Below are 13,818 nucleotides of genomic sequence, written 5' to 3'. Positions count from 1 at the left end.
TGTCTTGCTATTCGGACTTTCGATCTGTTAAGTATTCGTCTGCTTTAATAATGCCCGCTTGACGATCCTCTTGTTCGAGCCTTAGTGCTGTTGGAACCGATAGTTTATAAGCTAGATAAATGGCAATAATACCTGCTAGTAGTTTCCCGGTAATAACCGGCAAGATAATCGTTGGTTGGAAATTCGCCGTAAACGATAAATGATCCCCTAGTAGGAAAGCCGCACAGACACCAAAGGCAATATTGATGACCTTATCTTTCGGTGGCATATCTCGAATAAGTGTGAACATCGCTAAAATATTGGCAATCGTCGCTAAAATACCAGCACTGCCTACAGAAGATAAACCTAATTTTTTACCAGCTGCTTCAAGCGGCACAGAAGCATATTTTCGAATTAAGTACACCATCGGGAACGCGCCCGCTAACATAATACCGATATACCCTGCTGTTTCTAATGCACGGAATTGATCGATTTCATCGGCCATGATTGGGTCAAAGCCCCACGCGCCAAAAATCTTAGTGAAAATGCCTGTGAAAATTTCCACGATGGAGAACACTAACACTAATTTAATCGCTGCATCCATCACACGTCCAAATAACATGAAACCTGTAATCATACCGTTTGGAATAAGCTTTAGACCAAGTGCAATCAACACGACAAATATAAACAGTGGCAATAAATTGATTAGTATTTGTAACACAGAGATGGCGAAAACATAGGTTGGAGCCTCTGTTGTACTAATTACTTCACGGACTTCCGTATTAAATAACACGATCATGATAGAAGAAATAAATGCACCAATCGGAATCGTTAATACACCAGCCATAATGCCTAGTGCCATATATTTATGATCACGCTTGTCCAACATCGCAAGCCCCATCGGAATAGAGAATACAATGGTTGCACCTGACATAAATCCGACAACCAAGGCCATAACCCAACCTTCATAGGATTCTTTCAAGGCATTTGCTAGCTGATAACCACCCATATCGGAGGCTAAAATAGTTGTTGCCGCAATGGCAGGATCTGCCCCAATCAACTCAAAAATAGGACTTATAAAATGACTAATAAACCAAGTTAAGTAAGGAATTGCAGCCATTATCCCTGCAGCTGGCACAAAAATATGGCCAACGGTATGGATGCCATTCATAAACTCTTTACCAATTCCATACTCTGCATCTCGAATTGCACCGATTGCCCCTAAAACAGCACAAATCATAATAATATAAACGATTACCGTTCCGATCATTGCCATCCTTCTAACCACCTCTCTTGTTTTTTATCTATATAAAAAAGACGCATTAAAGAAGAAATCTCTTTAAGCGTCTTTGCTTTAACTATTTACTTGTAGGGTATTTATATATCTCTCGGCAATGCGTACCATTTCCTGTTGCGTTTGCATACTCTCATTACGAATTTTCTTATAGGCCTCGTCCTCACTGAGGTTTTCTGCCTCCATCAGCAAGCCCTTTGCCCGTTCTATGATCTTTCGTTTCTCTATTTCGGTTTGAATATGCAACAATTCACCGTTTAAACGGTTGAATTTCTCAATTTGGTGAAAAGCAACCTCCAGCGCCGGAAGTACATTCTTCTCAGAAAACGGTTTCATGACATAACCAAGGATATTGTCTTGTTTCATGTAGAGTAATAATTCTTTTTCACTGTAGGCTGATATAAAAAGCACTGGTATACCGAGTTGCTGTTCAATGATTTTACTAGCTTTTAATCCATCCAGCTTCGGCATTTTAATGTCCATTAAGATTAGATGTGGCTTATAAGTAAAGGCCAGCTCTATCGCGGACTCTCCATTATTTGCCTGTGCTACGACCTCATAGCCATTATCTTCTAGCATAAATTTCAAGTCAATCGCAATGAGTGATTCATCTTCGACAATCATAACTTTCCTAGTCATTTACGATAAATACCTCCTCACTTACAGGAAACTGAATCTGAGTATGCGTACCTCTTTCACTAGGGACAATTGTAAATGTGCCTGCTAAATCATATTCAACGAGCCTTGTGATAATCTCCATTCCAAACGATGCTTTCACTTCCTGCATTCCAACGCCGTTGTCAGAAATATGGAGTGAAATAGTGGATTCGTTGTGAAAAAATTGAATGTCGATTATTCCTTCTGTACGACCAACAAACGCATATTTTAGTGCATTCTGTAGTAACTCACAGATGATGAGCGCAAGCGATACTGCTTTTTTGGAATGGCAAAATAATTGAATGTTTTCGTGATGAAAGGCTAATTGTATGGATGGTGAACTTGCTGTGCCAACCATTTTATGCCCAATCTTTTTAGACAATGCGATAACATCAACTTTTTCTTCCGCATTATCTTCATTTTCTAAAATAAGTTCATAGACAGATGAAATGCTATAAATTCGATTTAATGCCTCTTGAAACGCCGTGACATTTGATGCTGACAATTCATTACGCATTTGCAAGCGCAATAAACTCGTAACTGTTTGCAAATTATTTTTCACACGGTGGTGAATTTCTCGAATCGCAAACGTTTTCATCGTCAGTTCATTTTCTTTCAGCTTAAGCTCTGTAAGATCTTGAATGATGAGCAGTGTTACTTTGTCATTTTGATTGCGGATAGGTATTTTTTTTACGATAAAGGATTTACGGTCAAAGGTAATTTCTAAAAAGAATACATCATCACCTTCAGCATAGACCTCTTGTAAAAAAGGTAAAATCTTATCTAATGCAATCTGCTCAAAGGATTCTAATCCTGAAAGTTCGGATATAAAACGATAGCCGGCAGGATTGGTATAGATCACTTTGTTTTCATGATTTGTTAAAATAATCGATTCCACTAGCAAATCGGAAACAACTGGAATTGGCTGTAGATTTGGTGCTACGATATGCTCGATTAATGCAAATGGCATATTTTGAAAATCGTCTGGTTGTGTGAGCGTTTCCACTTGTTTTTCTTGAATCAACACAGCAATCACTTGCTGTAGCTCATTAAAGATTGGGATGACGTTTTGCTCAACCGTTAAGCCTTCCTGTGTAATAGCTCGTGGAATAGACGATTTTTCTCTATTTTTAAAAGCAGAAAAGACAGCTGGCTCAAAACTTTCAAAAACAAATTTTCCAATAACGGTTTTTTCATATAAACCATGTTGTTTCTTGGGGTAGGCCTCTGCCACGACAATTGCATGCGGTAAATTTTCCATCATGCAATCTATGAACATATAACAATCTGTCAATTCAGCATAATACGTTAGCGTAGCTTCAATCTCTATTAACTTCTCTATATCTGTTGCTGATAAGTTTGTATATTTTCTACACAATGATTGAATGTTCGACAGGTTTAAAACCCCCTATCACAAAAATAACCAACATTTAATTTGATTATTATAAATTTTCTTGTCATTATTATAAACCTTTTGCAAAAATATTTTCAATAAAAAAAATAATTTCTTTTACTAAAATAGATGCATTACTAAGGACTATATAGCTTAAAAGAGAAATATTCAACACTTTTTTAATCGAACCGTATATTTTTGCAACATTTTATTATTCTAATATAAAAAAGTGATTCTGTGAAATTCACAAAATCACTTTTCCATGTTATTTAATTTCTGGACTTACAGCTAAAATATTCTCAAAAGATTGACGTTGTTTTGCTTCTTGTTCGTTCAGCAAAATATGAATATCTCCATGGTCATTGGACGTACGAATTAAACGCCCCATCCCTTGTTGTAATCGCAGTTGCATAAATGGTAATTCGACCTCTTCAAAAGCGTTTTCTGCAAAAGTACGCTTGGCATCAAATAATGGGTCATGTGGTGGGAATGGCAAATCATAAATAATGACGCGTGTTAGTGCTTCCTCCGGTAGGTCCAACCCTTCCCATAAATGATATGAGCATAATGTTCTAACAGTACCTTCTTGGAAATCGCGGACAATTGCAGAGAGCTCACGATCCCCTTCAAAAGCTATATACATTCGTTCCATAATTGGTAATTGTGCCTTAAAATCTAACATTGCCTGCTTTGATTTAAAGAGAATTAACGTTTTTTCACCATCTTTTAAAAGCTTTTGCACGCGTTCTGCTTTCTCCTGCTGAGATAGCTCATGCAAGTAAATTTTCATCACTTCTTCATAATCAAACGGTGAAGGGACAGAGAATGATTGGTAATTTCGGATTCCTAAACTATAGGCAATATAAGAAAAATCTTTATTCACCGATAATGTTGCAGAAGAAAATACGATTGGTAACTTTTTCGAGAATAGCTTTTCTTCTAAAACTTCGGTAATCAGACGTGGCATAATAACGAGTGTTTCTTCCCCATCTGTTTCCTCAAGCCAATCAACTGCATCACCTTGCGCTGTGAAAATGCGCAGGGATGCTTCGTATTGCTCTAGATATTCCTCTGCCATATTTAACTCATACTCTGGAATCATATACATTTCTGATTCAAAGACAAATTCTTCAAGTAATACTTCTACATCGGCAATTAATTGCTTGCCGTATGTTAATAGTGTCGCGGATTTATTGATACGTTTGCGCTCTTCTTCCGATGCTACGATATCGTCACGTAGCTGGTCGAAAAATAGTTCGTGATCGTCTTGTAATTTTTCCATTGCATACAATGTACGCTCACGCACACCATCTACCATTAAGCGCTCCAATAGTTGCACAATTGTTGTGGCCTGCACTTTATATGTCATCGCTTTTTGAGCAGCATATTCCAATAAATGGCCTTCATCTAGCACCATCATGGAAACTTCAGGTAGTAAAGCTAGCTGCCCTTCACGTTCACGTGATTCCTTTGTTGCTAAGTGTTCCATTAGGAAGTCTTGTGAGCAAATAATAAGATCTGTTGATTTACGATAATGTGCACGGTGAAGCGTTTGACCACATCGATTTCGCAGATCACAAACTGAACATTGCATAATCGAGTTATAATTTACTTTTTGCCAATCCTCGTCACTAACCGTTGGATAATCACTGCGATCTCCGTATGGTTGCACAGCAATCATCGAGCCTTGTGCGTACACGCCATCAGGAATCGAGAACGCAATATCATCAATCCATTCGTCTGTTTCCACCTTTTCGGCTTCCTCAAAACGTTTTAAACACAAATATTGGTCACGAGATTTTGCTAAGCGCACATCGATATCCAATCCGAGTGTTTTTTGTAATTTATAAATATCGCCGCCCTCTTTAACAAGCTGGTCGATTAATGTTTCATCTGCACAGGCAATCAGTGCCGGTTTTCCTGTATAACGTGCATACGATACAGCTGGCAGTAAATAAGCGATTGTTTTTCCTGTCCCTACGCCGGCTTCAGCAAATAGCACGCTTTTCTCTTTTAAGGCCTGCTCAATTTGATAGGCCATGAAAATTTGCTCATCACGGCATTCAAAGCCCTTTTCTGGTAGTTCATCATAAAGGACATCTCCCATCCAGTCACCTAGTGACTCGAAAAATGAGCGATCCTTCGTTAATACAAATGGTAAAGATTTACGCAATTGACGTTCCCCCTCTTACAATCTGCTCCTATTATACGCGACGAAACGGAAGATAAGAAAAAATCTCACCTTCCGTTAGCTACATAGTCACTCTTTTTTTGACTTTTGTCCCCAGAATTGATAATAATTCGTTTCGATAAAGCCATTGAATAATTTACGTTTCTTCGTCGATTGGCGACCATATAATTCTTCAAAGTTTTTCATTGAGGACAACATGTACACAGACCAAGTTGGGTAATTTTTCATGACCTGACCTAAATCGCGAATCACTTGTTCCACAACTTCAACATCACCAATACGCTCGCCATATGGTGGATTACCTATCATAACACCGTCTGTTAGCTGGGAAGTAAAATCACGTGCTTGCATTTGCTTGAACGTAATAATGTCGCCAAAGCCTGCTTCTAGTGCATTTTCTTGGGCAATGCTCACCATGCGATGGTCAATGTCCGAACCGATAATTTCAAGTGGTTGGTCATAATTCGCTAGGCTATCTGCCTCATCACGTGCCGCATCCCAAATTATAGCCTTCATCCATGGCCAGTCTTCTGAGATGAATTCACGGTTATAGCCTGGTGCAATATTTTGTCCGAACATTGCTGCTTCTAAAGTAATTGTCCCTGAGCCGCAAAATGGATCAACAAAAGGACGATTTGGATTCCATTTTGAAATTTGAACAAGAGCCGCCGCTAATGTTTCTTTCAGCGGTGCTTCCCCTTGTACTTGACGGTAGCCACGTTTATGTAAGCCAGCGCCAGATGTATCAAGTGTCAGTGTAGCCACATCTTTCAAAATTGAAACTTCAATTTTATAAGTCGCACCAGATTCATCTAAAAACCCAAGACGTTTATAATGCTGTTTCATGCGTTCAACAATTGCTTTTTTTGTAATAGCTTGACAATCTGGTACACTAAATAATTTTGATTTTACTGATTTCCCGGATACCGGAAACGCCGCATCCACGGGTAAATATTTTTCCCAAGGTAGTGCTTTTACACTTTCAAACAATTGCTCGAAAGATGTTGCAGGGAATTGTCCCACAACGATTTTCACACGATCAGCCACGCGCAACCATAAGTTTGTGCGGGCAATGGCCGTTTCATCACCTTCAAAATAAACCTTGCCATTGTCGACTGTCGTTTCATATCCTAATGCCTGTACTTCTTGTGCCACAATGGCCTCTAAGCCCATTGCTGAAGTTGCTACTAATTTATAATTTGCCATACATTATTTCCTTCCTTGATGTTCAATTTCCCAAAACTCAATAAATTCGAGTAATTCGTCGAGTGGTAATGGTTTACTGTAATAATAGCCCTGAATAATATCACAGTTCATTTTACGTAGTATATCCACTTGTTGTGCTTGTTCTACACCTTCAGCGACAACTTTCATTTTTAAGCGATGCGACATTTGAATAATCGCATCCACGACTGCTTGTTTTTCATCCAGTGAGGATATGTGTTGAATAAAACTACGATCAATTTTTAAGCAATCGAGTGGGAATCGAACTAAATAACTTAATGATGAATAGCCTGTACCAAAATCGTCGATTGAGATTTTAAAGCCTAGCTGTTTGAGACGTACGAGCTTACTGACCGTTTCAGTCGCACTGTTCATCACGGTACGCTCCGTAACCTCAATTTCAAAGTTATTAGCTGGCGTGTTATAACGTTCTAATATTACTTGAACGGACTCTAAAAAGTTCGACTGTTTGAAATGAATGCTTGATATATTAATCGCAATTGGAATTTTCAGACCGAATTGCTGCAATTTTATAACTGCTTCACAAGCTTTTTCGATGATTATTTCACTTAATGGAATGATTAAGCCGGTTTCCTCTGCATATGGAATAAATTCTGCCGGCGATACAAAACCAAGGCTCTCACTATTCCAACGCACCAGTGCCTCTAAGCCTTGAATTTGTTCATTGTCCATTTCAATTTTCGGCTGGAAATATAGCTCAAATTCACGCTCATCTATGGCTTTCCGTAACTCAGAATCTAACAATAGTACACGCTGTGAATCTGTTTGCAGCTCATCAAAGTAAAACGAATAGCCATTACGTCCATTCTTTTTTGAATATGTCATCGCTTTATCCGCGCAGTGCGTTAGCTGTTCAGTTGATTCGCCATCAACCGGGTACATGCTAATACCAATGCTCGTTGAGATAAAAATATTTTGGCCATTGATGTCCATCGGCTGTTCAATCACTTGAATAATTTGCTCTGCAAACTTTGCTGCTTCTCGAACATTTTTCACATTCGTTAATGTAATGATGAACTCATCCCCGCCGTACCTTGCAATGATATCTTTATTTTTTAGCAATGTTTGCAGACGTGTTGCTATTTCAATAAGGATAGTGTCGCCCACTGCATGTCCTAATGTATCATTAATTTGTTTAAATCTGTCCAGATCCAGAAAATAGACCGCATGTTGTACTGAATGAGAAATAGCGGAAGTCGATTCTAACAGACTATCCATTCTCTCAATATAAGCAAATCGATTTGATACATCTGTTAAGGAGTCTGTTAACAAACGTTTTTCTAGTTCATTTTCTACTATTTTTCTTTCAGACAAATCTGTGAAGATGCCACAGTAATTTGAAATCTCTCCCGCATCATTGGTGACACCAACAATGGTTAACCATTCAGGATATACGTCTCCAGTTTTACGGCGATTCCATATTTCACCCTGCCAAATTCCTTCTTGTCGTATCTTTTCCCACATATTTAAATAAAAAGGTAATTCATGCACACCCGACTGTAATACTGCCGGTGTTTTCCCGATTACTTCATCTCGCTTGTAGCCTGTAACGAATTCAAACGCGGGATTCACCATCTCTATTTTTTTATGTTTATCCGTAATCATGATGCCTTCAGATACATTTTCGAAGATTTTCGTAATTAAGGCAGTAGGATATTTGGAAATCGAATTTAGCTTCTCCAGACTATTCCAATTGTTCACTTCGTTCATGTTTCCGCTCCATCCTATCTCTCTATACTACCCTCATTTTTATAAGAAAAGCGCACTTGCTGCTCCACACACACGTTGTCAAAAAGTAATGTCCAGGCAGCCATTCTTCTGCGTGAAGGCGTAACAAGAGCAGCGACGGCCACAAGTTTTTTGTGCAACAATTAAGGACAAAGGCATAGCCAACTCTTGTTAGCCTGTCCTTGAACGGGTGGTGGAAAATACCTAAAGAGTGAATATAAGTTTATACTTTCTTAATTAGTTCAAAATAAAAGCTCTCCACCAAATTGGAGAGCGCTTGTTATTCATAGATAAGCATCAAAAAATTCAGTAAGCCATGTTTTGTTCCCGAGTACTCAAACAGCTTGCGCCTCGTACGACCGGGCAGTAATCATCTATCTACAGAGCGAACTCTGTCCCTCTATCCGTTCAATTCCTTCAAGAGAGTGCCCCTACCATAATTTGGGTTTCTCACTCGTGGGGTTTACCTCGTTCCACCTTGCATGTTTCCAAGCAAGCTTCGTCACTGTGGCACTTTCAGGAAGTTTCAACCATATCCTAAGGACTTAGGTCTTCCTTCCGCCGTCAGCCTTAAGCTGCCTTACCTTATTTTTTCAGTAAGCACGAACACTACGGACATCTCAGTACCGTGTGAGCATGGACTTTCCTCTACGACGTCTAGCGTCGCAGCGATTACTCGAATTTCATGATGATAGGAAAGATTATACTAGAGTTTTATGATAAATACAATGTAATTGATAAAAATTATTCGTATAACTTACTACCAAATACATGTTTTTCTAAATTCGAAAGACGTTTTAAAATATCAAAGTTTGTCGTACCTGCCGCTGAAACTGCAGGTTGAGGTTGTCTTTTTGGTGTGTTTTCAATATCTTCTTTAAGTTGTTTATTCTCTTCTCTTAGTTGGGCCACTACTTTTTCAAACGTTTCATAATCTTGAATAATTTCATCAAGAAATGAATCGACTTCTTCTACATTGTAGCCTTTAAAGTTTTTCTTAAATTCCTTTTCAAGAATCATTTTTGACGTTAATTTAATGTCCATTCACATCGCCCTTCCTCACACTACATACACGAATTTATTATAGCATATTTCATAACATTATATCGTCTGCAAACATCAATTGTAAGGCTAAACTTGTCGTTTCTTGCGCTTACCCGGGAAATTATTTCTTATTTCCTAATCTTCGCAATCTATTTTCCCAAGTAATTTCCCATTTTTCCTTCTGTTCTATTCGCCATTCCTCAGTCTTATTAATCAGTTGTATGCCTTCTAGTGTATAAATAAGGGCCTGCTGGTAATCTTTGAATTGATGTTCATAGATTATCGCTAACTGTTCGAGTGCCTGCAATTTTTTTCTTGGTTCAATAAAATGCAATGAAGCCACAAAAGCATCAATGGCTTCATTGAAATTTTTATTTTTTTTATGCTGCATAGCTAAGTAAAATTGAGCATTTCCTGCATCAAGTGCATCGAACCGTGTGGTTACCTTTTCTAAAACCTTCACACTTTGTGTGCTTGCCTTTAAATCTGCATACCATTTCCCTATATTGGTGTAGGTCTTTGCAGATTCCTCGCTCGCCTCTTCAAACAACAAGTTAGTAGAGTGTACATATAAGGTAATGAGCGAAAGTAAGTCCCATTCGTTGTGCAGTAGAACCTTCATCAGGGCATCTGGTACGCCACTTTTCACAGCATCTAAGTAAATAATCGGCGCTAAGAAGCCGGGAATGTCCCCTACGCGTGTAAAACCAAGCTTCTCTTCTTCAACAGATTTTAACTTCAGACGTTCCATATCATTTTTCCATAAACGCTTCGAGCTATGCAACAAATCAATGTGACGTTGTGTGCGTAATTTCGGTAATTGTTTTTGATTGAGCGTCCAGCGAGTTTCAAGTTGTTGCCAATCAAAGCTCTTGCCATTGTAAGTAATCATGGTCGCCGTTTTTTGCCAGAGCTTGGACTCAAATAGCAAAGCTACCTCATGACCAGGGTCTGCAAGAACATATTGCGTTAAGACAAAATCCTCGTCTGTTACTTCTAAAAAGCCTAGGAGGAAAATTTGTGTGCCCACACCTTTTAAACCCGTAGTTTCTGTATCAAAAAACAACACCTTTTCATCCATCTCTAATGCATAGGGATGCTCAAATTCAGCTGACTGCCATTTTACTAACGCATCGAAAAAGCTCTGCAATTGATAGTGACCATGCTGATAAGTGAATGGATAATGCACCTGTCGTTTAAATACTATGCCATAGTCATTATCGATACGCGTCAATCCTGCATTTTCCCAGCGCTGTGTATAGCCAGGGACGGTGGGCTTTTGAAAAGCTGGTTTTTCCTCTACTTGGACTGGTTTTTGCGCTTTTTTACCGAGCATTTTTTTCATTTGTAAGATTTTATTTTCATAAGACATCGACTTCACTCATTTTCTGGCATTAAATTATTGTAGTACGCTTCCTGTTATGTGTTGCAGGTTATCTTGTGCTTTCGTAAGGATGACACAGCCTACTCCACAAGCACAGTCCTCTCTATGATACGTTTCTGTGCTGACAACAATAACCAAGAACTGCTTGTAAATATGGCTTCTGGTAGGTATTAATTGGAACCTAAACACATGTTACCGTGTGTGCCCAATCGACTGTTATTAAACAACCTACATAGCTTCAATTTTGAATAGGCTGTTGTCTTTACCACAAGTATACCCCATCCTCCCCTAACCTTTAATACCTTTATGTTAAACCATTCCCCAGAAAATGACGAAAGATTGGCAAAGGACGAACAAATGGATGGGATTTATTTCCTTGCAAGGAAAAGAAAAGTGTGAATGCGCATGCATGTTTAAAACTTTACACAAACAAAAACTGCAAGCGATTTTACCAAACACTTGCAGCTCTCTGTGCTATTCACCTAATTCATTCGATTAACTCTTATTGCCAGACGAGTTGCCATGTCACTCCGAATTGATCCGTGACCCATGCCACTTTACGGAATTGCATCACAGCCTCAGGTCCCATCATAATAGAGCCTTCCTTGGCAAGCCCGCTAAAAACAGCATCAAATTCTGCTTCGCTTTGACAGTGCATAAAAAATGACGTCGCCCAACTAAAATCCGGAGCAGGGTTGGCAGATGGCATATCCATAAACATAAATTGCTGACCCATCAAGGAAAGAGTACCATTTAATACCTTGCCCTCATCGCCGTGAGGCTGTCCCTTTTCATAACGCACAAGCGACGTAATTTTTGCGCGAGGCACAACAGAGACATAGAAATTCAGTGCTTCCTCCGCATTGCCTGTGAAGGACAGGAATGGGATTATTTTTTGATCATTCATTTGAAAAACCTCCTTTTTCTCCTGTCTCAAAAAGTCCCATGCTTTTTATGATAAGCTTCTCACCAGCAGTGATGGAAATATAGCGATACTTCGCCTTTCCAGAGTGGTGATTTGAGCTACCCGAGCGGTTTTCCGTCTGACCTGAGCGGTGGCTTCGGCTACCCGAGCGCTTCTCCGTCTGATCTGAGCGTTTGTTTGATCAGTTTTGGAAGGAGCTAGAGTTTGTCTTTTTCACTTGCATCCTTATGGTAGAAAGGATTTCCACCTTATCTTGTCATATTGCAAAGACTATTATTTTTATGATAGCATACCCATTATGGCATGTACTAAAATATCCATTTTTATATAATTTTACAATCCAAATTTTAAACAAAATATCAACTGGAAGTGAATGGAATGCTAAAAGTTAACCGAGACGATAAAAATCCTATATGGCAACAATTACTTGACCAAGCTATACATAACATTACAACGGGAAAATGGCCTCCAGGCGAGTTACTGCCCCCCTCTCGAGAGCTCGCCTTATTAGTCGGTGTTTCGCGTTCAACAATTCAAATTGTTTATGAGGAATTATTCAGTCGTGGTTACACCGTTACAAATTGGCGTGGTGGCACAAGGGTTAGTGAATGGGGATATCAAACCAACTCGTCAGAGCAGATTACGCCGCAAGGACCATCCACGCCAGAGATACCTTTATTAAACACGGCGGTTGACCAGTTGAACAGTTGGTTTAGAGGCAAAGAAAAGCAACACGTAGAATTTGATTTTAGCCCCCATGAGCCGTATTTAGATGAGCATTTTCGTAAACTTTGGCGACAATCCTTTTTACAGGCATCAGCCGAAGCAGATTTGGTCAATTGGGGTTATGGTAACGCCTATGGTTTCATACCACTCCGAGAGCAGATTCAGCGTTACTTAACATTCGAAAGAGGCATTCATGTAGATATTGACCAAATTATCTTAACTTCCGGTGCACAGCATAGCATAGACTTAATTGCTCAAGCACTTTTACATGAAGGAGATACGGTTTCTGTTGAGGATCCTGGATTTCCCGCTGCCTGGATGACCATGAACTATCGGCGCATGCATGTTGTGCCTGTGCCTGTTGATGAGTACGGATTACAAGTAGATCGCATTCCTCCACAATCCAAACTTACGTTTATTACGCCTTCGCATCAATGTGCAGTTGGTGTCATTATGTCTGAACCACGCAGGCAACAATTGCTACAAAAGTCTGCGCAAGATCAATTTTGGATTGTAGAAGATGATTATGATGGCGAATTTAGGTATCGTGGCGGTCCGCTTCCAACCTTGTTTAGCCAGCAACCTCAAAACACATTATATATGATGAGTTTTTCCAAAATGGTTGCGCCCGGCATACGAATTTCGGCAATCGTTGGTCCAAAAAAGGCCATCCGCCAACTTGCTCAAGTACAAGAACTCACCTATCGGCATCTTCCGATTATGGAGCAATTAACGCTTGCTCATTTTATTGAGCACGGCCATTTTATGCGCCATATGAGGAGAGTAAGAAATGTCTATCGACGCAGACATGAAGCTATGACGAAGGCTATCATTGCAAGCGGACTCGCTGAACGTTTCAAACTAAGCGGTATTGAAACGGGCTTACATATGCTTCTTGAAGCCGAAGAAGAATTTGATGAAGAAGCAATGACAAACCTAGCGTTGGAAAAAGGTATTCGTGTTTATCCGCTGAGCAATTATTGTTTGAACAGTCATCGTAAAGGATGGGTACTGGGATTTGCTAAAATGGATGAGGCAGCAATTGAAGCAGGCATTTTGCGACTTGCGGGGATACTTTTATAAGACCAATCACGCTCACCAACTTTATCGTTGCTTAACAAAAAACAGGGCTGCCTCAAAGTCCTTCAATATAATAACAAACGCTTTCCACATGGTAAAAATCTGTTTGCTTTTTGCAGGGTGTCTACACAGATTTTTACCTTTCTATCAAAAACAGTATGCTATGAGGACT

At 39.4% G+C, this 13,818-nt stretch carries 10 protein-coding genes and 1 other RNA gene; 1 reads left to right on the top strand and 10 read right to left on the bottom strand.

Features of this window, described 5'->3' with window-relative positions:
* Positions 1-7: 7 nt before the first annotated feature.
* The 10 genes from eutH to C9J35_RS08985 form a co-directional block, all read right to left on the bottom strand.
* Positions 8-1,255: an ethanolamine utilization protein EutH gene (gene eutH, locus C9J35_RS09030; protein ID WP_107924248.1), complete on the bottom strand. Its 1,248-nt coding sequence runs from the start codon at positions 1,253-1,255 to the stop codon at positions 8-10.
* Positions 1,256-1,333: 78 nt separating this feature from the next.
* Positions 1,334-1,912, bottom strand: coding sequence for an ANTAR domain-containing response regulator (locus C9J35_RS09025; protein WP_054767538.1), 579 nt, complete (start codon positions 1,910-1,912; stop codon positions 1,334-1,336).
* Positions 1,905-3,308 (bottom strand): histidine kinase N-terminal domain-containing protein, encoded by a 1,404-nt coding sequence (locus C9J35_RS09020; RefSeq protein WP_107924247.1) that lies wholly within the window; start codon positions 3,306-3,308, stop codon positions 1,905-1,907. Before C9J35_RS09020 ends, C9J35_RS09025 begins: the two co-directional genes overlap by 8 nt.
* Positions 3,309-3,588: 280 nt before the next feature.
* Complete coding sequence (locus C9J35_RS09015; RefSeq protein WP_107924246.1) at positions 3,589-5,496, bottom strand: ATP-dependent DNA helicase; 1,908 nt, start codon at positions 5,494-5,496, stop codon at positions 3,589-3,591.
* A gap of 87 nt (positions 5,497-5,583) precedes the next feature.
* The gene (locus C9J35_RS09010) at positions 5,584-6,720 is read right to left on the bottom strand and encodes a THUMP domain-containing class I SAM-dependent RNA methyltransferase (RefSeq protein ID WP_107924245.1); all 1,137 of its coding nucleotides are present in this window, start codon (positions 6,718-6,720) and stop codon (positions 5,584-5,586) included.
* A gap of 3 nt (positions 6,721-6,723) precedes the next feature.
* A complete protein-coding gene (locus C9J35_RS09005) occupies positions 6,724-8,469 on the bottom strand; it encodes a GGDEF domain-containing phosphodiesterase (protein ID WP_107924244.1) in 1,746 nt (581 codons plus the stop codon).
* A 323-nt stretch (positions 8,470-8,792) separates the two neighbouring features.
* An RNA gene (gene rnpB / locus C9J35_RS09000) (RNase P RNA component class B) lies at positions 8,793-9,171 on the bottom strand.
* A gap of 60 nt (positions 9,172-9,231) precedes the next feature.
* A complete protein-coding gene (gene gpsB / locus C9J35_RS08995) occupies positions 9,232-9,531 on the bottom strand; it encodes a cell division regulator GpsB (protein WP_054767537.1) in 300 nt (99 codons plus the stop codon).
* 121 nt (positions 9,532-9,652) lie between these two features.
* A complete protein-coding gene (locus C9J35_RS08990) occupies positions 9,653-10,903 on the bottom strand; it encodes a ribonuclease H-like domain-containing protein (RefSeq protein ID WP_107924243.1) in 1,251 nt (416 codons plus the stop codon).
* Positions 10,904-11,417: 514 nt separating this feature from the next.
* Positions 11,418-11,822: a VOC family protein gene (locus tag C9J35_RS08985; RefSeq protein WP_054767536.1), complete on the bottom strand. Its 405-nt coding sequence runs from the start codon at positions 11,820-11,822 to the stop codon at positions 11,418-11,420.
* Between the two features lie 396 nt (positions 11,823-12,218).
* Between C9J35_RS08985 and pdxR the strand changes: the two genes are divergently transcribed.
* Positions 12,219-13,649, top strand: coding sequence for a MocR-like pyridoxine biosynthesis transcription factor PdxR (gene pdxR, locus C9J35_RS08980; protein ID WP_107924242.1), 1,431 nt, complete (start codon positions 12,219-12,221; stop codon positions 13,647-13,649).
* Positions 13,650-13,818: the final 169 nt, after the last annotated feature.

The organism is Lysinibacillus parviboronicapiens, from assembly GCF_003049575.1.
GTDB classification, from domain to species: domain Bacteria; phylum Bacillota; class Bacilli; order Bacillales_A; family Planococcaceae; genus Lysinibacillus; species Lysinibacillus parviboronicapiens.
This window is presented reverse-complemented; position numbering and strand designations above follow the sequence as displayed.

Excerpts from the sequence above, each read along its gene's own strand:
- pdxR (WP_107924242.1), top strand. The coding sequence starts at position 12,219 with ATGCTAAAAGTTAACCGAGACGATAAAAATCCTATATGGCAACAATTA.
- C9J35_RS09005 (WP_107924244.1), bottom strand. The coding sequence starts at position 8,469 with ATGAACGAAGTGAACAATTGGAATAGTCTGGAGAAGCTAAATTCGATT.
- C9J35_RS09025 (WP_054767538.1), bottom strand. The coding sequence starts at position 1,912 with ATGACTAGGAAAGTTATGATTGTCGAAGATGAATCACTCATTGCGATT.
- C9J35_RS08985 (WP_054767536.1), bottom strand. The coding sequence starts at position 11,822 with ATGAATGATCAAAAAATAATCCCATTCCTGTCCTTCACAGGCAATGCG.
- C9J35_RS09010 (WP_107924245.1), bottom strand. The coding sequence starts at position 6,720 with ATGGCAAATTATAAATTAGTAGCAACTTCAGCAATGGGCTTAGAGGCC.
- C9J35_RS08990 (WP_107924243.1), bottom strand. The coding sequence starts at position 10,903 with ATGTCTTATGAAAATAAAATCTTACAAATGAAAAAAATGCTCGGTAAA.
- gpsB (WP_054767537.1), bottom strand. The coding sequence starts at position 9,531 with ATGGACATTAAATTAACGTCAAAAATGATTCTTGAAAAGGAATTTAAG.
- eutH (WP_107924248.1), bottom strand. The coding sequence starts at position 1,255 with ATGGCAATGATCGGAACGGTAATCGTTTATATTATTATGATTTGTGCT.